The organism is Paracoccus sediminis, from assembly GCF_900188295.1.
Taxonomy (GTDB): domain Bacteria; phylum Pseudomonadota; class Alphaproteobacteria; order Rhodobacterales; family Rhodobacteraceae; genus Paracoccus; species Paracoccus sediminis.
Genome location: NZ_FZNM01000008.1, coordinates 105,683 through 127,666 on the forward strand (window position 1 = coordinate 105,683; position 21,984 = coordinate 127,666).

Below are 21,984 nucleotides of genomic sequence, written 5' to 3' on the forward strand. Positions count from 1 at the left end.
CATCAGAAGGACATGCCCGATGCTGCGCCCCCTGCTGACAGCCCTGATCCTTGCCGCCGCCCCTGCCGTTGCGCAGAACGTGGCCTTCGGGGGTATGCGCGCCGACATTTCCGCCCCCGTCGAGGTCGCGGCCGATACGCTGTCGGTCAACCAGGCCGACGGCAGCGCGGTGTTCACGGGCAACGTGGTGATCGGCCAGGGCGCCATGCGGCTGTCGGCCGACAGCGTGACCGTGATCTATGCCGAAGGCGGGCAGAACCGCATCCGGTCGCTGGACGCCACCGGCAACGTGACGCTGGTCTCGGGCGAGGACGCGGCCGAGGCGAAGGCGGCGTCCTATGACGTGGAAACGGGCAATGTCACGCTGACCGGCGACGTGGTGCTGACCCAGGGGCGGAACGTGCTGACCGGCGATACGATGCAGGTGAATCTGGAATCCGGCACCGCCGAGGTCCAGGGCCGCGTACGGTCGGTCCTGCAACCGGGCGGCAACTGATGCGGGGGGCTGCGGCGCGCACGGGCGACGGGCTGCGGATCCGGGGCTTGCGCAAGTCCTATCGCAATCGCCCGGTGATCCGCGACGTGTCCGTCGATCTGGCGCGCGGAGAGGTCGTGGCCCTGTTGGGGCCGAACGGATCGGGCAAGACCACCTGTTTCTATTGCATCGCGGGGTTGGTGCCGCCGGACGCGGGGCAGGTGCTGATCGACGGACAGGACGCCACCCGCCTGCCGATGTTCCGCCGCGCCCGGATGGGCATCGGCTATCTTCCGCAGGAAATGTCGATCTTTCGCGGCCTGAGCGTCGAACAGAACATCATGGCCGTGCTGGAGGTCGTGCACGAAGATCCCCGCCACCGGCGCGACCGGCTGGAGGAATTGCTGGGCGATTTTTCCATCGGCCATCTGCGCGGCGCGCCCGCGCTGGCCTTGTCGGGGGGTGAACGGCGCCGGGCCGAGATTGCGCGTTGCCTGGCGTCGGATCCCAGCTTCCTGCTGCTGGACGAACCTTTCGCGGGGGTGGATCCGATCGCGGTGGGGGAAATCCGCGGGCTGGTCCATGACCTGAAATCGCGCGGCATCGGGGTGCTTATCACCGACCACAATGTCCGCGAAACCCTGGGCATCGTGGACCGGGCCTATATCCTGCATGACGGGCATGTGCTGATGTCGGGAACCACCGATCAGATCGTCGCCGACCCTCGCGTGCGCGAGGTCTATCTGGGCGATAGTTTCCGCATGGCATGACCCCGATGCCGGCCCGCGAAATCGTCTCACGCAAACGTGCGCCCCGTTGACAGAACCCTTTGGCTGTCACCAAATTGATTCATGCGGGTGCGGCAGGAACCGTATCCCGCCAACCCCGTTTTCCGCCGCGCGCCGGCTGTCTGAACGGGCTGGCGCACCGGAAGACGGGCAACCGAGAGGAAAGACGATGCGCTATACCATCAGCGGAAAACAGATCGACGTCGGCGATGCGCTGAGCACGCATGTAAAGACCCAGGTGGGCGAAACGGTCGGCAAGTATTCGCAGCGCCCGACCGACGCCACGGTCACTTTTTCCAAGGATGCCCACCAGTTCCTGTGCGATGCCGTGGTGCATCTGTCCACCGGGCTGAACGTGACCGCCCGTGGAAGCGCCACCGAGATCTATGCCGCCTTCGAGGCGTGCCGCGAAAAGATGGACAAGCAGCTTCGCCGTTACAAGCGCCGCCTGAAGGATCACCACAAGGATCGGTCCGAGCCGGTTGAATTCGGTCAGGCAGGCCTGTATGTGCTGACCGCCGACGAGGATGAATGGGAATCGCAGGACAGCGGCCTGCAACCTATCATCATCGCGGAAATGGAAACCCGCGTGCCGACCCTGTCTGTGGGCGACGCGGTGATGCAGATGGAACTTGCCGGGACGCCGCTGCTTGTGTTTCGGAACGAAAAGCACGGGGGCGTCAATGTCGTCCATCGCCGCGATGACGGCAATGTGGGCTGGATCGATCCGCGCGGCGATGGCTGAGGCCGCCGCCAGGGCAGCCTGACCGAAACCCGAACCGCCCCCGGCATCCTGTCCGGGGGCGCTTGAACATTGGAAAGACCCGAGCCATGCAACTGACCGAGATCCTCAAGCCGGGCGCGGTGCGTTCCCTGGGTCAGGTGACATCGAAAAAGCGGTTGTTTCAGGAACTGGCGGACGTGGCCCATGCCGAATACGGCCTGAATGCGACCGAGGTTCTGGACGCCTTGCAGGAACGCGAAAGCCTGGGGCCGACCGGCGTGGGGCAGGGCGTGGCCTTGCCGCACGCGCGGCTGCACGGTCTGGACCGCGTGGTGGGCCTGTTCGTCCGGCTGGACAAGCCCCTGGATTTCGACGCGGTGGACCGCCAGCCGGTCGATCTGGTGTTCGGCCTGCTGGCGCCCGAATCCAGCGGCGTCGACCACCTCAAGGCGCTGGCGCTGGTGTCCCGCACCCTGCGCGACACCGACCTGCGCGCCAAGCTGCGCGCCAACGACGACCCGGTCAAGCTGCACGCGGTCCTGTCGGCGCAGGGCGTCAAGGCGGCGTAAGGGTTTGGCTGCGGGCCGATTCGGGCCTATAAAGGGCCTCCGACCCATGTCAGGAGGCCAGCATGACCAAGTCGAAAACAGAGAAGCCGGCGGGCAGGACCAACATCCGGTTGCGGGAATTCACCCGCCACGAACGCGAGGAAGCCACCCACCCCTCCGTCGAGGCCCTGCAACGCCGCCCGCAGATGCGGGGTGAGGAGAACCGCAAGGCGATGGAATATGCGCGGATCGAGCGCGGGCAGATGAGTTGAGAGAGTATGGGGAAGCGAGGGCCGTCCGGGGAGGGCGGCCTTTTTCTTGCAAATCTAGGCTTAATTGCTTTACAAAGAGCAGCGCACTGCGCTGCTCCTAATTTTTGCCGTACCTACTTTGGCAAACTACGCCAGTGGGCGCAGACATGCTCGATGCAACCGAAACGACGGCGCTTGTAGCGCTTGATCCAGATGTAACCGGCCATGCCCTTCTCCTTATATGAGAGGGTTTCGCTTGATGCAGGCCGATGTTTGTGAAATACTCTAGGTGCGAAGTAGAGGATTTCCACGGGTTTCGGCCCGCGTTGATTTCCGCCTATAATGGGAAGCCAGGCCGATAGGTCTGGCTTTTCCCGTTTAAGGTCGCGTTGGGATGGGCGATTTCAGTCCAACGGACCATGCGTTCTGGTGATGGTATTCTCCATTCCACTACACCGATAGTGCCATTTATAGCGCATCCGTTACAGCCAATCAAGCGCCCACAGAGATGGTGTAGAAGTTTTCTCTGGCAAAATGTATGATGGGTGTCAGGAAAGTGGAGGAAGCTGAAATGTCTAAAGAATTTCTCTCATCAATGTTGGCAGAGATAGCCACGCTAGAAGATGAACTGTTGCATGATCCGCGATATCTCAAGCTGTGCAAGCTTCGGGAGCTACATAGTTTGTATGAGTCTGGCATAGCTTCTGCGCCTCTCACAGAAAAAGGAATGACTCGTGAGGCAGGAGACAAGCGCCCATTATTGCCTAAGGAGAGCCAAGGCAGGCAGCCCTCTGAGCTTCGGGTTAAGGCAGTTGCATTGACAGCGGGGTTTTTGCAAGGACGCACTCAGCCGATTCCCACAAGGGACATTTATGCCATGTTGCTCGATCATGGAGTAGATGTCGGTGGGAAGGAGCCTGTGAGTAATCTGAGTGCGATACTTTCAAAAAGTGACGAATTCAGGCCTATAGGTCGATCAGGGTGGGTGCTGAACAATGATGAGCCTGAACCGTCGCTATCGACGAATGAAAGTGACGCAGTTGACCCTGACACAAATCCCAGCGTCGCATCTGATGGTCAAATACAGCCACCAAAGGAACTGCAAGACGACGGATTGATAGTTTGACGGAAATGGGGTGAGTGGGTAATTTCTTCGGTCTGTAAGGCCCGCGCTCGGGGGAATCCCGAGAAGTGAGGTTCCCAGCCACCGTATTGGAAGTGGGCCGCTCCCACCAGAGAAGCCCCCCACCCCCTCACGCCCGCACCAGCCGCTCGTAATCCTCGGCCACTTTCCGCGTGGTCTGCCCCACCTGGAAATGCCAATCGCCAATCTGCCCGACCGGCGTCACCTCGGCCGCCGTGCCGGTCAGGAAGCATTCCTGGAAATCCTCCAGTTCCTCGGGGCGGATGCGGCGTTCGTGGACCGTGGTCCCCCCATCACGAAGCATCCCGATGATCGTCTGGCGGGTGATGCCGTTCAGGAAGCGGTCGGCCAGCGGGGTGTGGACCTCGCCGTCCTTGATGAAGAAGATGTTGGCGCCGGTCGCCTCGGCGACATAGCCTTCCCAGTCCATGAACAGCGCGTCGGAACAGCCCTTGGCCTCGGCCGCGTGTTTCGACATCGTGCAGATCATGTAAAGGCCCGCGGCCTTGGCGGCGGTGGGGATGGTTTCGGGCGACGGGCGTTTCCATTTCGCCACGTCCAGTTTCGCGCCCTGCCATTTCGCGTCGCCGTAATAGCTGCCCCATTCCCAGCAGGCGACCGCCATGCGCACCGGGTTGCGCGACGCCGACACGCCCATGTCGGGACCGGATCCGCGCCACATCACCGCGCGGACATAGGCGTTCGTGAAACCGTTGGCGTTCAGCACGGCCTCTTTCGCGGCGTCGATGTCTTCGGCGGTATAGGGCGATTCCATGTCCAGCAGGCGGGCCGATTCGATCAGCCGCAGCGAATGGTCGTGGCCCTTGAAGATCGTGCCGTCATAGCAGCGTTCGCCCTCGAACACGGAACTGGCGTAATGCAGCGCGTGGGTCAGGATATGCACGTTCGCGGCGCGCCAATCGACCAGTTCGCCGTCCATCCAGATCTTGCCGTCGCGATCGTCATATGCGCCCGTCATCATACTCTCCAAAATCAGTCCGGGCTTTGCGGATCTTGCGCGGGTCCGCCCGGTATCGGCCCTTTTGTTGCGCGAAGCCCTTGACGGCTAGCAATCGAATCGTGGAAAGTCAACATCGCTGTCCTATCAAGGACAGGACAAGGACAAGAGGTGACAGGATGGCCGAACCGCTACGCGTTCACGGCATGATGGGCGACGATCTGCTGTTTCTGACCGACGACAAGCTGCGTCGCGGGATCGAGGCGATGTTCTTTGCCTATCGCGCCTTCACCGCCGATCCCGACCTGATCCTGGCCGATCTGGATTATGGCCGCGCCCATCACCGGGCCTTGCATTTCATCCACCGCGATCCGGGGCTGACGGTGACGTCGCTGCTGGCCGTTTTGGGCGTGACTAAGCAGTCGCTGAACCGGGTGTTGCGCGCGCTGATCGACGACGGTCTGGTCGAAAGCCGGGTCGGCCGCCGCGACCGGCGCGAACGTCTGCTGTTCCTGACCGAAAAGGGCGCCGCCCTGGAACGCCGCCTGTCCGAGGCGCAGCGGGCGCGGATGCGCCAGGCTTATCGCAGCGCCGGGCCGCAGGCGGTGGCGGGGTTCCGTCAGGTGCTGGAGGCGATGATGGACCCCGAGACGCGGGCGCAGTATCAGTCGATGAAGGATCTGCCCGAATAAAGGCCTGCACGACATGAGCCAGTCCGACGCCCATCTGCTGATCGTCGACGACGACGAACGCATCCGTGCGCTGCTGGGCCGATTCCTGCGCAAGAGCGGCTATCTGGTGACGCTGGCCCGCGATGCGGCGCAGGCCCGGCGGCTGTTGGCGGGGCTGGACTTCGACCTGATCGTGATGGACGTGATGATGCCCGGCGAGGACGGGTTCGCCCTGACCCGCAGCTTGCGCGAAAGGCTGACCACGCCGATCCTGCTGCTGACCGCGCGCGGCGAGACCGAGGACCGCATCGCCGGACTGGAGGTCGGCGCCGACGATTACCTGCCCAAGCCGTTCGAGCCGCGCGAGCTGCTGCTGCGCATCAGCGCGATCCTGCGCCGGGTGCCCGCGCCCGAGATGCACCAACCCAAGTTCCTGTCCCTGGGCGCCCTGCGGTACGACATCGACAAGGGCGAATTGTGGCAGGGCGAAAACCACCTGCGCCTGACCGGGACGGAACAGTCGCTGCTGCGCCGCCTTGCCGCCAGCCGGGGCGAACCCGTCAGCCGCGCCGACCTGATCGAGGATCTGGGCCGCGGCGGCGGGGACGAGGGCGACAACTCCGAACGCGCCATCGACGTGCAGATCACCCGCCTGCGCCGAAAGATCGAACCCGACCCCCGCGAACCGCGATTCCTGCAAACCGTGCGCGGCACCGGATACATGCTGGTGGTGGACTGACCGTGGGACAACCGACCTATCGCGGCACCGACCTGGACGCAGAGACCGCGCTGGCCCTTTTGGAGTGGCAGGCCGAGATGGGCGCGGACGAACCCGTGCTGGATGCGCCCGTGGATCGGTTCGATCTGGCGGCACGCCCGCAGACGGCGGTTTCTGCCGGCGCGCCGACCCCTGCGCCTGCGCTGATCCTGGGTGCCGACGACGACCTGTCCGCCCACGTGGCCCTGGCCGAGTCGTTGGCGGCGGCGGCCATGACGCTGGACGCCCTTGCGACAGCGCAGCAGGCGTTCGACGGCATCGAACTGAAAAAGGGCGCCCGCAATTTCTGCTTTGCCGACGGCAACCCCGCGGCGCGCGTCCTGATCCTGGGCGAGGCGCCGGGAGACGAGGAGGACCGCCAGGGCCGTCCCTTCGTCGGACGGTCGGGCCAGTTGCTGGACCGGATGTTCGACGCTGTCGGCCTGTCTCGCCGGGCGGTCGATGCCGAACAGGCGCTGTACATCACCAATGTTCTGGCCTGGCGCCCGCCCGGCAACCGCGACCCGCAACCCGACGAGATCGCGGTCAGCCTGCCTTTCGTGCGTCGCCACATCGAACTGGCCGCGCCGGATCTGATCGTGCTGATGGGCAACATCGCCTGCGATGCCGCCATCGGGCGTCGCGGCATCCTGCGGCTGCGCGGAACCTGGGTTCAGGCATTCGGACGTCCCGCCCTGCCGATGACCCATCCTGCCTATCTGCTGCGCAATCCCCCTGCCAAGCGCGAGGCCTGGGCTGACCTTCTGTCGCTGTCGGCCCGTCTGGACGGGGCTGCCTAGTCCGTACAGCCCCGCAACTCGACCGCGCCTGCATCGTCGATCAGGGTGAACACCAACCGGTCTGTCGGCAGGTCGAACGGCACGGCTTGAAGCGGAACGAAATCGGCGGTCAGCGTCGTTTCACCCGACCGGGTCCGAAGTTCTGTGCCCGATACCCAGACATCGCTGCCCTCCAACTCCATCGCGGCCAGGGCGACGGGGCGGGGCAGGGTGGCGGTGACGCGCATTCCGTCCTCGATCGGGCTGATGGTGCAGCGGGGACGATCGGCGTCTGGCCGGGGCACCTGCGTCATCGCGGTCAGGATCGCCGGATCGGGCGCAGCGCCCGCCGCATCCGCGCGCAGCGCGACACGGGCCGGAACGCAGATGTTCTTGCACAGCCCGAAATCCACCGAAACCGCCAGACCGACCGGCAGGCCGGGATCGGCGGGCCGGGCTGTAAAGGGCAGGATCAGATGGTCGCGATAGCCGAGCGCCAGGTCGTCGCCCGACGAGATCACCTGCGGCGCAGGCCAGTGAAAGGCGACGTCGCGCAGGTTTTCCGACCCTTGCCAGTCGAACACCGGCGGCAAGCCGCTGTCGCCGGGATTGCGCCAATAGGTTTTCCATCCGGGCTGCAACCGGAACTCGATGGCGCCGATTCGGCTTCCATCAGACTGGGTCCAGCCGGGCAGGATGCGCGCGCCGTCCAAACCAGTCGGCAATTCCTGGGCGGCCAGGGGCAGGGCGGCAAACCACAGCATCGCTGCGGCAGGGCCGGCAAGGGATGGGACGATACGGATCATGGTCATTTGCTAGCGGCTTGGACGAAAGGAAAGAAGTCACAAATCCGCGCGGCACTTGCAACAATTGCGCCAGAATCCGATCTTGGATGGGAAGGAGACCCGATGAACAGCACCCCCGAACGCCGCCGTTCCGAAGGCAACGACCACACCAACCTGACCGGCAAGATCCTGATCGCCATGCCCGGCATGGCCGATCCGCGCTTTGAACGGTCGGTGGTCCTGATCTGCGCGCATACCGACGAAGGCGCGATGGGACTGGTCCTGAACCGGCCCTTGCCCGAAATCGATTTCGGCGATCTTCTGGAACAGCTGGGCATCGCGACCGACGCCGCGGCCCGGCAGATCGAGGTGCGGTTCGGCGGTCCGGTCGAACCGGGCCGGGGATTCGTTTTGCACAATGTTCCCGAACATGGCGACGATCCCGAAGGAAGGCTGCGCATCGGCCGCACGCTGGCCATGACCACCACCCGCGACATCCTGGAGGAGCTTGCCCACGGCCACGGCCCGGCGTCCGCCGTCCTCGCGCTTGGCTATGCGGGCTGGGGGCCGGGCCAGCTGGAGGACGAGATGCTGCAAAACGGCTGGCTGACCGGCAACGGGGCCGAAGACCTGATCTTTGGCGATTCGCATTCCGACAAATGGCAGAATGCGCTGCGTGCCCAGGGGATCGACCCGTCGCTGCTGTCCGCCGCGGCGGGCCGCGCCTAAGCGGTACCGCCTATTCGGCGGCGCGTCGTTTCGGCAGAACCCAGTTCGGGCGCGGAAAATGGCAGGTATAGCCGTTCGGGAATCGTTCCAGGTAATCCTGGTGTTCCGGCTCGGCCACCCAGAAATCGCCCACGGGTTCCAGTTCCGTCACCACGCGGCCCGGCCACAGGCCAGACGCATCGACATCCGCGATGGTGTCCTCGGCCACGCGCTTCTGGTCCTCGTCGGCGTAATAGATGGCCGAGCGGTAGCTGCGGCCGATGTCGTTGCCCTGCCGGTTCGGCGTGCTGGGATCGTGGATCTGGAAGAACACCTCCAGCAGCTTGCGATAGGACAGGATGGTGGGGTCGAAGATCACCTCGATACCTTCCGCATGGTCGCCATGGTTGCGATAGGTCGCATTGGCCACGTCGCCGCCGGTATAGCCCACGCGGGTGGAAATCACGCCGGGCAGGCGGCGCATCAGATCCTGCATCCCCCAAAAGCAGCCTCCGGCAAGAACGGCGCGTTCGGTCATGACCGCGCCCCCTCGACCTGCGGCAGATACCGGCCGTAACCCTCGGCCTCCATCCGGTCCCTGGGCACGAACCGCAGGGACGCCGAATTGATGCAATAGCGCAACCCGCCCGCCTCGACCGGACCATCGGGAAAGACATGGCCCAGATGGCTGTCGCCGTGTTTCGACCGAACCTCGGTCCTGACCATGCCATAGGTCACGTCGCGGTGTTCGGTCACGTTGCCGTCGATGGGCTTTGTGAAGGCCGGCCAGCCGCAGCCGGAATTGTATTTCGCGGATGACGCGAACAACGGTTCGCCCGACACCACGTCCACATAGATTCCGGGTTCGAAATGATGATCGTATTCGCCGGTAAAGGCGCGCTCGGTGCCGTTTTCCTGGGTGACGCGCCGCTGTTCGGGCGTCAGCCGGGCCACGGCGTCGGCGGTTTTCTGATAGGCCATGCTTGTCCTCCGCTGGTCCTTGTCCGCCCAATATGGGAAGGGCGGGCGGGATCGCAAAGGTCAGGCGCAGATTGCCGCACGGGCCGCGGCATATTCGGCGGCCAGCCGGTCGATGCGTTGGGCGGCGGGCACGATGTCGCGCACGGCGCCGATGCCCTGGCCCGATCCCCAGACCTGGCTCCAGGCCTTGGCCTTTGCGCTGCCGAAGTTCATCGACGACGGATCGGCGCTGTCCAGGGTGTCGGGATCCATCCCCGCCGCCCGGATCGACGGTGCGAGGTAGTTTCCTGATACCCCCGTGAACAGCGACGAGGTGACGATGTCGCCCGCCGCGCTGTCCACGATCATCTGCTTGTAATCGCCGGGCGCGTTCGCCTCGGACGTGGCGATGAAGGGGCTGCCGATATAGGCCAGATCCGCCCCCATCGCCTGCGCGGCCAGCACCGCGCGGCCCGTGGCGATGGCGCCCGACAGCAGCAGCGGGCCGTCGAACCAGTCGCGGATTTCCTGGACCAGGGCGAATGGCGACAGCGGCCCGGCATGGCCGCCCGCGCCCGCCGCGACCGCGATCAGCCCGTCGGCGCCTTTTTCGATGGCCTTTCTGGCAAAGACGGTGTTGATGACGTCGTGCAGCGCGATGCCGCCGCAATCGTGGGCGGCCTGGTTCACCTCGACCCGCGCGCCCAGGCTGGTGATCCAGATCGGCACCTTGTGGCGGTGGCAGATCTCGATGTCGCGGTCCAGCCGGGCGTTGCTGCGATGGACGATCTGGTTGACGGCGAAGGGCGCTGCCGGACAGTCGGGATTGGCCTGGTTGTGGCGGTCCAGTTCCTCGGCGATGCGGGTCAGCCAGGAATCCAGCAACGGCGGCTCGCCATCCTTTTCGCGCGCGTTGAGCGCGGGAAAGCTGCCGACGATGCCTGCCTTGCACTGCGCGATGACCAGATCCGGACCCGACACGATGAACATGGGCGAGGCCACGACCGGGATGCGCAGGTTTTGCAGGATGGACGGCAGCATGGGATCCTCCGGGTTTCGGGCGACGATGGCGCGCGCCCGTCCCTGCCGCAAGCGGTGACGCCGCGGAAATGCCGGGTTGCGGCCGAACCCGTCGCGGCGTCAAATGGTTGAACCCCTGAATCCCGATCCGAAGGAGCCTTTCCCGCCCATGCAGACACCCGCGCCCGGCTTGCCCGACCTGACCGCCGATACCGCCCTGTTCCTGGATTTCGATGGCTGCCTGGTCGATATTGCCCCCAGGCCCGACGCTGTGGTGATTCCCGACGGGCTGGAAAACCGGCTGATTCGGCTGCACGACCGGCTGGACGGGGCGGTGGCGCTGGTGTCGGGCCGCGACATCGCCGACCTGCGATCCTGGCTGCCGGGTTTTCCCGGTGCGATCGCGGGCAGCCATGGGGCGGAACTTTCGCTGGACGGCAAGGCGATCCAGACGACGCATCGGATCGAACTGGACGTGGCGGCCCTGCACCGCGCCGCCGCCGATGCGGTGGCGGACCGTCCGGCGATCCTGGTCGAACCCAAGCCGCATGGCGTGGCGATGCATTACCGTGCCGATCCGTCCCTGCGCCCCGTCGTCGAGGCTGCGATGGCGCAATTGGCCTCCGCCCATCCCGGCATGGTGCTGCAACCGGCCAAGATGGCGGTCGAACTGCGCCCCGGCGGGACCGGCAAGGACGGCGCCCTGGACCGGCTGATGTCCGCCCCGCCCTTTGCGGGCCGCGTGCCGGTCTATGCGGGCGACGACCTGACGGACGAGGCCGCGATGGCCCATGCCCAGGCACGCGGCGGATGCGGGATCAAGATCGGCGCGGGCGACACCGTTGCCCGCTGTCGCCTGGCCGATCCCGCCGCCTTGGCCGGGTGGCTGGACGCCGTTCTGGCGGGGGCGCGCTGATGGGACGGCTGGTCGCCATCTCGAACCGCATTCCGCTGGGCGACAATCCCTCGGGGGGGCTGGTGGTCGCGCTGGACGACGCGCTGCGCAGTTCGGGCGGGCTGTGGGTCGGGTTTTCGGGCGAAACGGCCGAAGCGCCTGCCGACGACCTGACGTTCCACGATGGCGCGGCGTTTCAGCGCGCGTCGTTCGACCTGACGCCCGAAGATCACGACACCTATTACCTGGGCTATTCCAATTCGGTTCTGTGGCCTGTCTGCCATGGCCGGGCGGACCTGATGCGGATCCTGCCGGAATACCTGGACGGCTATCGCCGGGTGAACGAACGGATCGCCCGGATGCTGGTCCCGCACCTGCGGCCCGGCGACCGGATCTGGGTGCAGGACTATCAGCTGTTCCCCTTGGCGCAAGAACTGCGCAGGCTGGGCGTCACCGCGCCGATCGGACATTTCCTGCACATCCCGTTCCCCGGTCCCACCGATTGCGCGACCCTGCCCAATCCTGCCGAACTGTTCGACTGGCTATCCCATTACGACCTGGTGGGCTTTCAGGCGCAGCGCGATCTGGACAATTTCGCGGCCAGTGCGCGTAGCCTGTCCGATCTTGAACAGCTTTCGGACAACCGTTTCCGCGTGGCCGAACGCGACATGCGGGCCGGTGTCTTTCCCATCGGCATCGATGCCCAAGCCTTCCTCGCCGAGGCCGAGGGTGCGAGGGAGGAAGACCGGATGCGCAGCCTGACCGGCGCCCAGATCATGATCGGGGTGGACCGTCTGGATTACTCCAAGGGGATTCCCCAGCGGTTCCGGGCCTTTCAGGCGCTGTTGGAGGGCGATCCGTCCCTGACCGAAAAGGTGATGCTGTTGCAGATCGCCCCGCCGACGCGGGAATCGGTCGACGCCTATCAGCAGATCCGCGAGGAAACCGAACATCTGGCGGGACGCATCAACGGCCAGTTCGCCACCGTCAACTGGACCCCGATCCGCTTTATCCACCGTCCGATCCCGCGCAACGAACTGGCCGGGCTGTACCGGCAGGCCCGCATCGGCCTGGTCACGCCCCTGGCCGACGGCATGAACCTGGTGGCCAAGGAATATGTCGCGGCCCAGGATCCCGCGGATCCCGGCGTCCTGATCCTGTCGCGCTTTGCCGGCGCGGCCGAGGCCATGACAGAGGCGCTGATAATCAACCCGCACGACCCCGGCGAACTGGCCCAGGCCATGCATCAGGCCATCGCCATGCCGCTGGACGAACGCCGGTCGCGCCATGCGGCCCTGTTGCGGGGCGTCGTCGAACAGGATGTCGGCTGGTGGTCCAAGACGTATCTGGACGCCTTGGCCTAGGACGCGAAACGCCTTTGGCTTGGTCCGGATATCCTCGGGGGTGCCGGGGGGCGAAGCGCCCCCGGCGGGTTCAGCCGCTGTCTCGGCCCCTGTCCTGCACTCGTGCGATCCGCTTGGCCATCGCCAGGGTCTTGCGCTGATGATAGCGCCGCACGATGGGCAGGGTCAGATAAAAGGACAGAACCGCCGCGATCCCGCCCAACACCGCACCGCCTGCCGCATAGGGGATAAAAATCTCGCGCCAGAATTCGGACAACCCGCTCCAGCTGGTGGGGCTTGGGCCGATCGCCGACATGACGTTGTGCCAAAGCTCGGCCGTGGCATGGGCGAATTCGCGAAAGATCACCTGCGGCGACATGTCGCCCGGCATCCCCAGCAAAGTGCGGCCCAGGCCGACCGAGGCCAGGGCGATGAACGGCGTCGTCAGCGGGTTGCCCGCGAAGGTGCCGATAAACGCCGCCAGCACATTGCCCCGGATTGCCAGCGACACAAGCGCCGCGACGATGAAATGAAACCCGTGCAATGGGGTAAAGGACAGGAACACCCCGGCCGCCAGGCCGCGGGCGATGCGGTGCGGCTGGTCGGGCAGGCGGCGGATGCGAAGCCACAGATAGGCAAACGACCGGCGGAACCCGCCGCGCGGATACACCAGTTCGCTGGCCATCTGCCCGTAAGAGCGCGGCTTGCTGCGCTTGAACACCCGTGCCGATCCTTTCTGCCTGCCCCAGGGGGAATGTGACCTGTCAGGGCCTCATCGCGACATCGCGGATGCGCGCGACCTGCGCCACGTCGCTTTCCGCCTCGAGCGCGGTCAGCAGGTTGTGCAGATGTTCCTGATCGCGCAACTCGACCTCGACCTCGATGCGGTAGAAGTCGGGCTTGCGGTCCTTGAATTCAAGGTTCGAGATATTGGCCCCCTGCGAACCGATCAGCCCGCAGATGCGTCCCAGCACCCCCGCGTCGTGGCGGATGGTCAGGCTGAGGACCGTCGAATAAGCCGCCGGATGGCGGCCCGCGCGCCATTGCACATCGACCCAGCGGTCGGGGCTGTCCTCGTATTCGGCCAGCACCGGGCAGTCGATGGCATGGATCACCACGCCCTTGCCGCGATAGGTGATGCCGACGATGCGTTCGCCCGGCAGCGGCTTGCAGCAGGGCGCGCGCTTGAAATCCGCGTCGGCCTCGACCCCGGTAAAGGGGCGGGTGCCGTCGATTTCGTCCTGGTGGGCGGCCAGGTCGGGATACAGGATCTGCAACACCTCCTTGGCGGAATTTTCGGCGCTGCCGATGCGGGCCAGCAATTCGTCGCCGTCGGCCAGGCCCATCTGCCGGGCGGCGGTGCGCAGGGCCTTGTCGGTCGCCTTGCGGCCCACATGTTCGAAACTGACGCGCACCAGTTCGCGGCCCAGGCGGATGAAGCGGTCGCGATCCTCCTCGCGCAGGGACCGGCGGATCGCGGCCTTGGCGCGGCCCGTCACCACGATGTCCAGCCAGGTCGATTGCGGGCGCTGCCCGGACGCGGCGATGATGTCCACCGACTGCCCGTTCTTCAGCCGCGTCCACAGGGGCACGCGAATGCCGTCCACCTTGGCGCCGACGCAGGAATTGCCCAACCGCGTGTGGATCGCATAGGCAAAATCGATGGGGGTCGCCCCCTTGGGCAGTTGCAGCACGTCGCCCTTGGGCGAAAAGCAGAACACCTGGTCCTGATACATCTCCAGCTTGACAGCTTCCAGGAACTCGTCGTGGTCCTCGTCCTCGAACCGGTCGGTCAGGCTGTCGATCCATTCGGCGGGATCGACGGCGAAGGGGTTCTTGGTGGGCACGCCGTCGCGATAGGCCCAGTGCGCGGCCACGCCCGCTTCGGCCACCTCGTGCATCTGGCGGGTGCGGATCTGCACCTCGACCCGCTTGCCGTCGCGACCCGACACGGTGGTGTGGATGGACCGATAGCCATTCGATTTCGGCTGGCTGATGTAGTCCTTGAACCGCCCCGGCACCGCCCGCCAGCGTTGGTGGATCACGCCAAGCGCGCGATAGCAGTCCATGTCGGTGCGGGTGATGATCCGAAAGCCATAGATGTCGGACAGCCGCGAAAAGGCCAGCTGCTTTTCCTGCATCTTGCGCCAGACGGAAAACGGCTTCTTGGCGCGGCCAAAGACATCGGCCTCGATCCCTTCCTTTTCCAGAACGACGCGGATGTCGGCGGTGATCTGGCCGATGATGTCGCCGCTGTCCCGTTGCAGGCTGACAAAGCGGCGGATGATGGAATTGCGCGCCTCGGGGTTGATGACCTTGAAGGCCAGATCCTCCAGCTCCTCGCGCATCCACTGCATCCCCATGCGCCCGGCCAGGGGGGCATAGATGTCCATCGTCTCGCGCGCCTTCTTGACCTGCTTTTCGGGGCGCATGGACCGGATGGTGCGCATGTTGTGCAGCCGGTCGGCCAGCTTGACCAGAATCACCCGCAGGTCGCGCGACATGGCCATGAACAGCTTGCGGAAATTCTCGGCCTGCTTGGACTGGGCGGACGACAGTTCCAGGTTGGTCAGCTTGGTGACGCCATCGACCAAGTCGGCGATCTCCTCGCCGAAGGTGGCGGTCAGATCCTGCTTGGTGGACCGCGTGTCTTCCACCGTGTCGTGCAAAAGGGCGGTGACGATGGTGGCGTCGTCCAGCCGCATTTCCGTCAGGATGGCGGCAACGGCGATGGGATGGGTGAAATAGGGTTCGCCCGAATGCCGGAACTGCCCTTCGTGCATCCGCATCCCGTATTCATAGGCATCGCGAAGAAGGGTGGCGTTGCTGCGCGGGTTGTAGTTGCGGACAAGCGCAAGAAGGTCTTCGACGTCGATCATATGCTGCCGAAGACCTCTGTTTTCGTGCCCTTACCGCTGGTTGGCTTCCAGCATCATGCGCAGCATCCGTTCCTCGGATTCCTCGTCGGCGGGCTTTGGGCGGTCGATTTCCGCACCCAGCAGCAGCGCCATGGCGTCTTCTTCCGGCTCGTCGATCTCGATCTGGGTCTGGGTCGCTTCGATCATGCGTTCGCGCAGGTCGTCCACGGGCTGGGTTTCCTCGGCGATCTCGCGCAGGGCGACGACCGGGTTCTTGTCGTTGTCGCGGTCCACCGTCGGCGCGCTGCCCGCGGTGATCTCTCGGGCGCGATGCGAGGCCAGCATCACCAGATCAAAGCGGTTCGGGACTTTGTCAACGCAGTCTTCAACCGTTACGCGGGCCATGTCTCACCTGTGCAGTTTCGAATCGGGTATCCGGGGCGAAACCGAGGTTCTGGACGCCAGGGGTGCAATTGTCAAGGTCGGGGCCTGGCCGCGTCCGGCGGCAGCGGAGCCATCCCGGACAGGCCGTCCGGCCCCAGGTCCGCCAGCATCCGCGACACCGGCATCCCGGTCAAGGGGTGGCGCCAATCGGGCGCGATTTCGGCCAGCGGCGCCAGCACGAAACCCCGGTCCTGAAGTCGGGGATGAGGCAGGATCAGACGGTCGGGAACCTGGATCCGCTGGCGGTCCAGGGGCAGGTCGATCCAGCGGCGCAACGTCCGAGGGTCGGGCAGGATCAGATCGTCAAGCGCGATCAGGTCCAGATCCAGCACCCGCGCCGCCCAGCGGCCGGTGCTGCGGTCGCGGCCGAAACGCGCCTCGATCCCGTGCAGGCCTTCCAGCAGATCGGCCGCGGCCAGGCCGGTGCGGATCGTCGCGGCGGCGTTGGCATAGTCCGGTCCCGATCCCGGCGGAAAGGCCGGGGTCCGCCAGATCCGGCTGACAGAGGCTATTGAAATGTTAAATCGGCTGTGCAGTATGGCCAGCGCGTCGCGCAGCGCCCGAACGGCATCGCCCGCACCGGACGGAAGGTTCGCACCCAGGGCAACGATACCGAAAGACAAGTTCTCCATACGGCCCTTTTGTTCTATGACGTTCTTGCGGCCGGGCTTGTCGCGCCGGTGTCTCGCCATTCCCGTCCGCGTCTTGAACGCGAAGTTTTATTGAAGGCAACAGGAATGTTTTACAAGGATGATCGCCTGGCGATCTTCATCGACGGAGCCAATCTTTACGCATCCGCCAAGGCCCTGGGCTTCGACATCGACTACAAGCTGTTGCGGCAGGAATTCGACCGGCGCGGCAAGCTGATGCGGGCCTATTACTATACCGCCCTGGTCGAGGGAGAGGATTATTCCCCGATCCGCCCGCTGGTCGATTGGCTGCATTACAACGGCTATTGCGTGGTGACGAAGCCCGCCAAGGAATACACCGACACCATGGGCCGGCGAAAGATCAAGGGCAACATGGACATCGAACTGACCATCGACGCCATGCAGCTGGCCCCCCGGCTGGACCATGCCGTGATCTTTTCGGGCGACGGCGATTTCCGCCCCTTGATCGAGGCGTTGCAGCGCCAGGGGGTGCGCGTGTCCGTGGTGTCCACCATCCGCAGCCAGCCGCCGATGATCGCCGATGATCTGCGCCGTCAGGCGGACAACTTCATCGAACTGGACGCGCTGCGCGACATCGTGGGGCGGCCGCCGCGCGAGGCGGCGCAGCAGGCGGAGACCTGAAAACCCCGGCCTTGCAAGTCCTGACGGGCACCGGGCAGATGGCGCCGGTGCCGGTTCAGGGCGCGTGGCCCAGCAAGGCCCTGTCGCGCATCGCGTTCTGCAACAGGGCGAATTCGGATTCCTCCAGCAGGGTGCGATGGGCCGACTTGGCGTGATGGTGCCACATGCGCGCGATCTTGACGTCCATCGCAAAGGCCAGCAGACGGTTCTGCCAGGGCGCAAGCCGCCCGTAGCCCTCCAAGAACGCCTGCCGGTCCCGCCTTTCGCAATCGGGCCAGGCATTCCCTTGCGTCTGGGCGTGCAGGCGATAGATTTCGGACAGCACCAGAAAATCGGCCACGTCGAACATGGGCGTGCCGCGCCGCATGGCCAGCGGATCGAAGGCGACCGCCCGGCCGTCCACGACGAACAGGTTGCCCATGTGGAAATCGGAATGCAGCAGGGAATGGAACAGGAACCGGATCCCAAGCCGCGCCCGCCGCGCCCGCAGCCGGTCGTTGACGCGCCGGAACTCGGGCGCCTGCGGGTCGATCAGCAAGGCCCCCTCGATCTGGGGGTCGCGCTGCGGGGTCCAGTGTCTGGTCGCGCGATGCAGCGCCCGCAGCCAGCGGCCCGCCTTTCGGATCAGATCCAGGCGGGACGGCTGGTGCATCAACTGCTTGATCGTCGGCGCCTCGATCCATTCCATCGCGAACAGGGATGCCTGATCGTTCAGAAAGACCGGCCTGACGCAATCGCTGCTGGCGGCCGCAAGGGCCTGCAAGGCGGAAAATTCGTTGATCGCCTTGCGCGGATGGGCGCATTGCTTGATCGCCAGCCTGCGTCCGTCCGGTCCTTCGGCGCGGAACACCGCCTCGACCCGGCCTGCCTTCATCCGGGCGGATACGCAGGACGCGTGCCAGCCCCCGCCCAGTCTGTCTGTCAAGTACACGGCGATCCGCCGTTCTTCGGCGATGCGGTCGATCATGGGGGGTCAGGTCTGGATGTGCATGGCAGGCTTTCACTGGGAACGAACGCGCGGCGGAGTGTCCTGGGGGCACCGTGCCTCGGTTGCCATCGGACCTTGGCCGCGCGTGGAAATCAAGATCCGTGGTCGCCTAGACCAGTCGGCCTTCCTGCATCGCGGCCCTGACGAATCCGGCAAACAGCGGCGCCGGCCCGAACGGCTTGGACTTCAGTTCGGGATGCGACTGCACGCCGATGAACCAGGGGTGGTCGGCATATTCGACCGCCTCGGGCAGCTTGCCGTCCGGGGACATGCCGGAAAAGCACAGGCCCGCCTGTTCCAGCTGATCGCGATAGGTCGCGTCGACCTCATAGCGGTGGCGGTGGCGGTCCTCGATCTGGGTCGCGCCGCCATAGACCTCGCTGATGCGGGAATCCGGGGTCAGGATGGCGGTATAGGCGCCCAGCCGCATGGTGCCGCCCTTGTCGTCGCCGACCTTGCGCTGCACGGTGTAATTGCCCTGCACCCATTCCTTGAGGTGATAGACGACAGGGGTAAAGCGCGTCTTGCCCGCCTCGTGGTCGAATTCCTCGGACCCGGCGTCGGGCATTCCGGCCAGGTTGCGGGCGGCCTCGATCACGGCCATCTGCATTCCCAGGCAGATGCCCAGATAGGGCACCTTCTTCTCTCGGGCATAGCGGGCGGCGGCGACCATGCCTTCGGTGCCGCGCTCGCCGAAACCGCCCGGCACGATGATGCCGTGGTATCCGTCCAGCAGATGCGCGCCCTCGCCTTCCAGCTTTTCGCTGTCCACCCAGTCGGCGCGCACGCGCACGCGGTTGGCCATGCCGCCGTGGGTCAGCGCCTCGGCGATGGATTTGTAGGCATCCTCGAGCTGCGTGTATTTTCCCACCACGGCGATGTTCACCTGGCCCTCGGCATTCTCCAGCCGGTCCATCACGTCTTCCCATTTCGACAGGTCGGGGCGCGGGGCGGGGCTGATGGCAAAGGCGTCCAGCACGGCGCGGTCCAACCCCGCGCGGTGATAGGCCAGGGGCGCCTCGTAGATCGACTTCAGGTCATAGGCGGGGATCACGGCATCGGGGCGCACGTTGCAGAACAGCGCGATCTTGGCGCGTTCCTTTTCCGGGATCGGATGTTCGGACCGGCAGACCAGAACGTCGGGGGCCAGGCCGATGGATTGCAGTTCCTTGACAGAGTGCTGGGTGGGCTTGGTCTTGAGTTCCCCGGACGCCGCCAGATAGGGCAGCAGCGTCAGGTGCATCAGGATGCACTGGCCGCGCGGGCGTTCGTGGATGAACTGGCGGATCGCCTCGAAGAAGGGCAGCCCCTCGATGTCGCCCACCGTGCCGCCGATCTCGCACAGCATGAAATCGACCTCGTCGTCGCCGATGGCGATAAAGTCCTTGATCTCGTTGGTGACATGGGGGATCACCTGGATGGTCTTGCCCAGGTATTCGCCCCGGCGTTCCTTTTCCAGCACGTTGGAATAGATGCGGCCCGACGACACGCTGTCGGTGCGCCGCGCCGAGACGCCGGTGAAGCGTTCGTAATGGCCCAGGTCCAGGTCGGTTTCCGCGCCGTCGTCGGTGACGAACACCTCGCCATGTTCAAAGGGGGACATGGTGCCGGGATCGACGTTCAGATAGGGGTCCAGCTTGCGCAGCCGCACCGTGAAGCCCCGTGCCTGCAACAGCGCGCCCAGTGCCGCCGAGGCCAGTCCCTTGCCGAGCGAGGACACGACGCCGCCGGTGATGAAGATGTAACGCGCCATGAAGGCCCCCGTGATTTCGCAAATTCCGATTGGCTGCGGGCCGCCGGGCGACCAGCATCACGGGGCTTGAGACATAGCCGATTCGCCCCGTGGCCGCAATGGACCGCAAGTCCTGTAGGGGCGGAACGGCCCGCCCCCAGGGCTGGTGCGGATCAGTTCGCCGGTGCCGGGGTCGCCGTGCCGGACGGCGCGGTGTCCGCCGGAGGCGTCGCGGGTTCGTCCGCCGGAGCGCCGGCCGCAGGGGCCGAAGGCTGGGTCGCGGTATCGGTCGCCGGCGTATCGGGGACAGCGGCGCCCGTCTGGGGCGCGGCGGTCCCAGGGGCGTCGGGTGCGGGCGGGGTCAGCGGATCGCCCGCCGTGCCGGTGGTCGGCGGCGGCACATAGACCGGAGCCTGCGGCAGGGTCGATTCCTGTCGTCCCGCGGGCACGCCCAACTGGTCCATGATCGAACTGTTGGACACCTGCCGCGCCGCGATGATCGTCAGCGCGATCGAGGTCACGAACAGCGCGATCCCAAAGATCCAGGTCAGCCGGGTCAGCGCATTCGCCGCCTGGCGGCCGGTCATCACGCCACCGCCGCCGCCCATGCCAAGCCCGCCACCCTCGGAGCGTTGCAGCAGCACCACACCGGTGAGCAGCACCGCGAGGATGAGATGGATGGTCAGGACGACGTTTTCCACGGCTTTCGGCCTTTCATTTTCGGACGCGCCTATCTAGTCGCGCAAGCCGATGATGGCAAGCGGAGTGTCCCCGGCCTGGCGATCACCCGGCATGCAGGGCTGCATTGCCTTTGCCCGGTGCTGGACGAAACCGCCCCGGCACGTTACCTCACGCAGCATGGAACAGGCAAAACCTCCTCTCATGCTCTATCTGGCCGCGCCGCGCGGGTTCTGCGCGGGCGTGGATCGGGCCATCAAGATCGTGGAACTGGCGTTGCAGAAATGGGGCGCCCCGGTCTATGTCCGCCACGAGATCGTGCACAACAAGTTCGTCGTGGATTCCTTGCGCGATCAGGGCGCCGTCTTTGTCGAGGAACTGGACGAGGTTCCCGACGACCGGCCGGTGATCTTTTCGGCCCATGGCGTGCCAAAGGCCGTGCCCGCCGAGGCGCGGCGGCGCAACATGATCCATGTCGATGCGACTTGTCCGCTGGTCACGAAGGTTCACAACGAGGCCGCGCGCCATCATGCGGACGGGTTGCAGATGGTGATGATCGGCCATGCGGGCCACCCCGAGGTGCTGGGCACCATGGGGCAATTGCCCCCAGGCGAGGTGATCCTGGTCGAGACGGTCGCCGACGTGGCACGCATCGCGCCGCGCGATCCCGGCCGTCTCGCCTTCATCACCCAGACCACGCTGTCGGTCGACGACACCGCCGAAATCGTCTTGGCCTTGCAGGCGCGATTCCCCGCCATCGTCGGCCCCGCGCGCGAGGACATCTGCTATGCCACCACCAACCGCCAGGCGGCGGTCAAGGCGGTCGCCCACAAGATCGACGCGCTTCTGGTGATCGGGGCGCCGAATTCGTCCAATTCGAAACGTCTGGTCGAGGTGGGGCGGGCCGCCGGCTGCGCCTATGCACAGCTTGTGATGCGGGCCGACCAGATCGACTGGCGCGCCATCGACGGCGCGACGGCCGTGGGTGTCACCGCTGGCGCCAGCGCCCCCGAGGTGCTGGTGAACGAGGTGATCGACGCCTTCCGCGACCGGTACGACGTGACGGTCGAGATCGTCGAGACGGCGCAGGAAAACGTCGAGTTCAAGGTGCCGAAGGTGCTGCGGGAAGCTGTCTGACGCGCCAGCCGGGGACGCTTCGCCCCCCGGACCCCCCGAGGATATTTAA

The 21,984-nt window shown here is 65.5% G+C and carries 26 protein-coding genes; 14 read left to right on the forward strand and 12 right to left on the reverse strand.

All coding sequences use genetic code 11. The features are described from left to right. The first annotated feature begins 19 nt into the window (after positions 1–19). From lptA to CHB77_RS18070, 6 genes are all read left to right on the forward strand, one after another. Positions 20–496, forward strand: coding sequence for a lipopolysaccharide transport periplasmic protein LptA (gene lptA / locus CHB77_RS12165; protein ID WP_176430339.1), 477 nt, complete (start codon positions 20–22; stop codon positions 494–496). Next, the gene (gene lptB / locus CHB77_RS12170; RefSeq protein ID WP_089388496.1) at positions 496–1,245 is read left to right on the forward strand and encodes an LPS export ABC transporter ATP-binding protein; all 750 of its coding nucleotides are present in this window, start codon (positions 496–498) and stop codon (positions 1,243–1,245) included. Before lptA ends, lptB begins: the two co-directional genes overlap by 1 nt. Before the next feature lie 187 nt (positions 1,246–1,432). After that, the gene (gene hpf, locus CHB77_RS12175) at positions 1,433–2,008 is read left to right on the forward strand and encodes a ribosome hibernation-promoting factor, HPF/YfiA family (RefSeq protein ID WP_089388497.1); all 576 of its coding nucleotides are present in this window, start codon (positions 1,433–1,435) and stop codon (positions 2,006–2,008) included. Between the two features lie 86 nt (positions 2,009–2,094). Then, positions 2,095–2,556 carry a PTS sugar transporter subunit IIA gene (locus CHB77_RS12180; RefSeq protein WP_089388498.1) on the forward strand — a complete coding sequence of 154 codons (462 nt, stop codon included), beginning with the start codon at positions 2,095–2,097 and terminating at the stop codon, positions 2,554–2,556. A 62-nt stretch (positions 2,557–2,618) separates the two neighbouring features. Then, entirely contained in the window at positions 2,619–2,807 is a 189-nt protein-coding gene (locus tag CHB77_RS12185) for a hypothetical protein (RefSeq protein ID WP_089388499.1), read from the forward strand. A gap of 550 nt (positions 2,808–3,357) precedes the next feature. Continuing rightward, positions 3,358–3,912 (forward strand): hypothetical protein, encoded by a 555-nt coding sequence (locus CHB77_RS18070; RefSeq protein WP_131023357.1) that lies wholly within the window; start codon positions 3,358–3,360, stop codon positions 3,910–3,912. Positions 3,913–4,039: 127 nt separating this feature from the next. Here CHB77_RS18070 and CHB77_RS12190 read toward each other — a convergent pair whose 3' ends face one another. Further along, entirely contained in the window at positions 4,040–4,909 is an 870-nt protein-coding gene (locus tag CHB77_RS12190) for a branched-chain amino acid aminotransferase (protein WP_089388537.1), read from the reverse strand. 158 nt (positions 4,910–5,067) lie between these two features. Here CHB77_RS12190 and CHB77_RS12195 point away from each other — a divergent pair, with 158 nt between their 5' ends. The 3 genes from CHB77_RS12195 (at position 5,068) to CHB77_RS12205 (ending at position 7,116) form a co-directional block, all read left to right on the forward strand. Continuing rightward, positions 5,068–5,580, forward strand: coding sequence for a MarR family winged helix-turn-helix transcriptional regulator (locus CHB77_RS12195; RefSeq protein WP_242626643.1), 513 nt, complete (start codon positions 5,068–5,070; stop codon positions 5,578–5,580). A gap of 13 nt (positions 5,581–5,593) precedes the next feature. Continuing rightward, positions 5,594–6,298: a response regulator gene (locus CHB77_RS12200; RefSeq protein WP_089388500.1), complete on the forward strand. Its 705-nt coding sequence runs from the start codon at positions 5,594–5,596 to the stop codon at positions 6,296–6,298. A 77-nt stretch (positions 6,299–6,375) separates the two neighbouring features. Next, positions 6,376–7,116, forward strand: coding sequence for a uracil-DNA glycosylase (locus CHB77_RS12205; protein ID WP_089388539.1), 741 nt, complete (start codon positions 6,376–6,378; stop codon positions 7,114–7,116). Here CHB77_RS12205 and CHB77_RS12210 read toward each other — a convergent pair. Next, positions 7,113–7,901: a protein-disulfide reductase DsbD domain-containing protein gene (locus CHB77_RS12210; protein WP_165456278.1), complete on the reverse strand. Its 789-nt coding sequence runs from the start codon at positions 7,899–7,901 to the stop codon at positions 7,113–7,115. The genes CHB77_RS12205 and CHB77_RS12210 overlap by 4 nt on opposite strands. A gap of 102 nt (positions 7,902–8,003) precedes the next feature. Here CHB77_RS12210 and CHB77_RS12215 point away from each other — a divergent pair, with 102 nt between their 5' ends. Further along, on the forward strand, positions 8,004–8,609 hold the full coding sequence (locus CHB77_RS12215; RefSeq protein ID WP_089388502.1) for a YqgE/AlgH family protein: 606 nt from the start codon (positions 8,004–8,006) through the stop codon (positions 8,607–8,609). Between the two features lie 10 nt (positions 8,610–8,619). Here CHB77_RS12215 and msrA read toward each other — a convergent pair whose 3' ends face one another. Genes msrA through CHB77_RS12230 form a run of 3 tightly spaced genes read right to left on the reverse strand, consistent with a single transcriptional unit; the run spans position 8,620 to position 10,589 of the window. After that, positions 8,620–9,126 (reverse strand): peptide-methionine (S)-S-oxide reductase MsrA, encoded by a 507-nt coding sequence (msrA, locus tag CHB77_RS12220; protein ID WP_089388503.1) that lies wholly within the window; start codon positions 9,124–9,126, stop codon positions 8,620–8,622. Continuing rightward, a complete protein-coding gene (gene msrB, locus CHB77_RS12225; protein ID WP_089388504.1) occupies positions 9,123–9,569 on the reverse strand; it encodes a peptide-methionine (R)-S-oxide reductase MsrB in 447 nt (148 codons plus the stop codon). Before msrB ends, msrA begins: the two co-directional genes overlap by 4 nt. Before the next feature lie 60 nt (positions 9,570–9,629). Then, positions 9,630–10,589, reverse strand: coding sequence for an NAD(P)H-dependent flavin oxidoreductase (locus CHB77_RS12230; protein WP_089388505.1), 960 nt, complete (start codon positions 10,587–10,589; stop codon positions 9,630–9,632). Between the two features lie 148 nt (positions 10,590–10,737). Between CHB77_RS12230 and otsB the strand changes: the two genes are divergently transcribed. Continuing rightward, positions 10,738–11,484, forward strand: a complete 747-nt coding sequence (gene otsB, locus CHB77_RS12235; protein ID WP_165456277.1) for a trehalose-phosphatase — start codon at positions 10,738–10,740, stop codon at positions 11,482–11,484. After that, positions 11,484–12,827: an alpha,alpha-trehalose-phosphate synthase (UDP-forming) gene (locus CHB77_RS12240; protein ID WP_089388507.1), complete on the forward strand. Its 1,344-nt coding sequence runs from the start codon at positions 11,484–11,486 to the stop codon at positions 12,825–12,827. Before otsB ends, CHB77_RS12240 begins: the two co-directional genes overlap by 1 nt. Before the next feature lie 70 nt (positions 12,828–12,897). On the opposite strand, the gene CHB77_RS12245 is transcribed toward CHB77_RS12240, so the two are convergent. From CHB77_RS12245 to folK, 4 genes are all read right to left on the reverse strand, one after another. Beyond that, a complete protein-coding gene (locus CHB77_RS12245; RefSeq protein WP_089388508.1) occupies positions 12,898–13,527 on the reverse strand; it encodes a DUF2062 domain-containing protein in 630 nt (209 codons plus the stop codon). Positions 13,528–13,570: 43 nt separating this feature from the next. Further along, positions 13,571–15,685, reverse strand: a complete 2,115-nt coding sequence (locus tag CHB77_RS12250; RefSeq protein WP_089388509.1) for a RelA/SpoT family protein — start codon at positions 15,683–15,685, stop codon at positions 13,571–13,573. 30 nt (positions 15,686–15,715) lie between these two features. Next, positions 15,716–16,069, reverse strand: a complete 354-nt coding sequence (rpoZ, locus tag CHB77_RS12255; RefSeq protein WP_089388510.1) for a DNA-directed RNA polymerase subunit omega — start codon at positions 16,067–16,069, stop codon at positions 15,716–15,718. Positions 16,070–16,140: 71 nt separating this feature from the next. Then, positions 16,141–16,740: a 2-amino-4-hydroxy-6-hydroxymethyldihydropteridine diphosphokinase gene (gene folK, locus CHB77_RS12260; protein ID WP_242626642.1), complete on the reverse strand. Its 600-nt coding sequence runs from the start codon at positions 16,738–16,740 to the stop codon at positions 16,141–16,143. Positions 16,741–16,845: 105 nt separating this feature from the next. Here folK and CHB77_RS12265 point away from each other — a divergent pair, with 105 nt between their 5' ends. Further along, the gene (locus CHB77_RS12265) at positions 16,846–17,400 is read left to right on the forward strand and encodes a LabA-like NYN domain-containing protein (protein WP_089388512.1); all 555 of its coding nucleotides are present in this window, start codon (positions 16,846–16,848) and stop codon (positions 17,398–17,400) included. A gap of 55 nt (positions 17,401–17,455) precedes the next feature. Here the strand turns inward: CHB77_RS12265 and CHB77_RS12270 are convergent, their stop codons facing one another. The 3 genes from CHB77_RS12270 to secG form a co-directional block, all read right to left on the reverse strand. Further along, positions 17,456–18,367, reverse strand: coding sequence for an aminoglycoside phosphotransferase/kinase family protein (locus tag CHB77_RS12270; RefSeq protein WP_089388513.1), 912 nt, complete (start codon positions 18,365–18,367; stop codon positions 17,456–17,458). Between the two features lie 130 nt (positions 18,368–18,497). Then, positions 18,498–20,141, reverse strand: coding sequence for a CTP synthase (locus CHB77_RS12275; RefSeq protein ID WP_089388514.1), 1,644 nt, complete (start codon positions 20,139–20,141; stop codon positions 18,498–18,500). Positions 20,142–20,293: 152 nt separating this feature from the next. Then, a complete protein-coding gene (secG, locus tag CHB77_RS12280) occupies positions 20,294–20,821 on the reverse strand; it encodes a preprotein translocase subunit SecG (RefSeq protein ID WP_089388515.1) in 528 nt (175 codons plus the stop codon). Between the two features lie 157 nt (positions 20,822–20,978). Between secG and ispH the strand changes: the two genes are divergently transcribed. Then, positions 20,979–21,935, forward strand: coding sequence for a 4-hydroxy-3-methylbut-2-enyl diphosphate reductase (ispH, locus tag CHB77_RS12285; RefSeq protein WP_089388516.1), 957 nt, complete (start codon positions 20,979–20,981; stop codon positions 21,933–21,935). Positions 21,936–21,984 lie beyond the last annotated feature (49 nt).

Bases quoted from the DNA above. Each gene is read 5' to 3' on its own strand.
- lptA (WP_176430339.1), top strand. From the start codon at position 20: ATGCTGCGCCCCCTGCTGACAGCCCTGATCCTTGCCGCCGCCCCTGCC.
- lptB (WP_089388496.1), top strand. From the start codon at position 496: ATGCGGGGGGCTGCGGCGCGCACGGGCGACGGGCTGCGGATCCGGGGC.
- hpf (WP_089388497.1), top strand. From the start codon at position 1,433: ATGCGCTATACCATCAGCGGAAAACAGATCGACGTCGGCGATGCGCTG.
- CHB77_RS12180 (WP_089388498.1), top strand. From the start codon at position 2,095: ATGCAACTGACCGAGATCCTCAAGCCGGGCGCGGTGCGTTCCCTGGGT.
- CHB77_RS12185 (WP_089388499.1), top strand. From the start codon at position 2,619: ATGACCAAGTCGAAAACAGAGAAGCCGGCGGGCAGGACCAACATCCGG.
- CHB77_RS18070 (WP_131023357.1), top strand. From the start codon at position 3,358: ATGTCTAAAGAATTTCTCTCATCAATGTTGGCAGAGATAGCCACGCTA.
- CHB77_RS12190 (WP_089388537.1), bottom strand. From the start codon at position 4,909: ATGACGGGCGCATATGACGATCGCGACGGCAAGATCTGGATGGACGGC.
- CHB77_RS12195 (WP_242626643.1), top strand. From the start codon at position 5,068: ATGGCCGAACCGCTACGCGTTCACGGCATGATGGGCGACGATCTGCTG.
- CHB77_RS12200 (WP_089388500.1), top strand. From the start codon at position 5,594: ATGAGCCAGTCCGACGCCCATCTGCTGATCGTCGACGACGACGAACGC.
- CHB77_RS12205 (WP_089388539.1), top strand. From the start codon at position 6,376: ATGGGCGCGGACGAACCCGTGCTGGATGCGCCCGTGGATCGGTTCGAT.
- CHB77_RS12210 (WP_165456278.1), bottom strand. From the start codon at position 7,901: ATGATCCGTATCGTCCCATCCCTTGCCGGCCCTGCCGCAGCGATGCTG.
- CHB77_RS12215 (WP_089388502.1), top strand. From the start codon at position 8,004: ATGAACAGCACCCCCGAACGCCGCCGTTCCGAAGGCAACGACCACACC.
- msrA (WP_089388503.1), bottom strand. From the start codon at position 9,126: ATGACCGAACGCGCCGTTCTTGCCGGAGGCTGCTTTTGGGGGATGCAG.
- msrB (WP_089388504.1), bottom strand. From the start codon at position 9,569: ATGGCCTATCAGAAAACCGCCGACGCCGTGGCCCGGCTGACGCCCGAA.
- CHB77_RS12230 (WP_089388505.1), bottom strand. From the start codon at position 10,589: ATGCTGCCGTCCATCCTGCAAAACCTGCGCATCCCGGTCGTGGCCTCG.
- otsB (WP_165456277.1), top strand. From the start codon at position 10,738: ATGCAGACACCCGCGCCCGGCTTGCCCGACCTGACCGCCGATACCGCC.
- CHB77_RS12240 (WP_089388507.1), top strand. From the start codon at position 11,484: ATGGGACGGCTGGTCGCCATCTCGAACCGCATTCCGCTGGGCGACAAT.
- CHB77_RS12250 (WP_089388509.1), bottom strand. From the start codon at position 15,685: ATGATCGACGTCGAAGACCTTCTTGCGCTTGTCCGCAACTACAACCCG.
- rpoZ (WP_089388510.1), bottom strand. From the start codon at position 16,069: ATGGCCCGCGTAACGGTTGAAGACTGCGTTGACAAAGTCCCGAACCGC.
- folK (WP_242626642.1), bottom strand. From the start codon at position 16,740: ATGGAGAACTTGTCTTTCGGTATCGTTGCCCTGGGTGCGAACCTTCCG.
- CHB77_RS12265 (WP_089388512.1), top strand. From the start codon at position 16,846: ATGTTTTACAAGGATGATCGCCTGGCGATCTTCATCGACGGAGCCAAT.
- CHB77_RS12270 (WP_089388513.1), bottom strand. From the start codon at position 18,367: ATGATCGACCGCATCGCCGAAGAACGGCGGATCGCCGTGTACTTGACA.
- CHB77_RS12275 (WP_089388514.1), bottom strand. From the start codon at position 20,141: ATGGCGCGTTACATCTTCATCACCGGCGGCGTCGTGTCCTCGCTCGGC.
- ispH (WP_089388516.1), top strand. From the start codon at position 20,979: ATGGAACAGGCAAAACCTCCTCTCATGCTCTATCTGGCCGCGCCGCGC.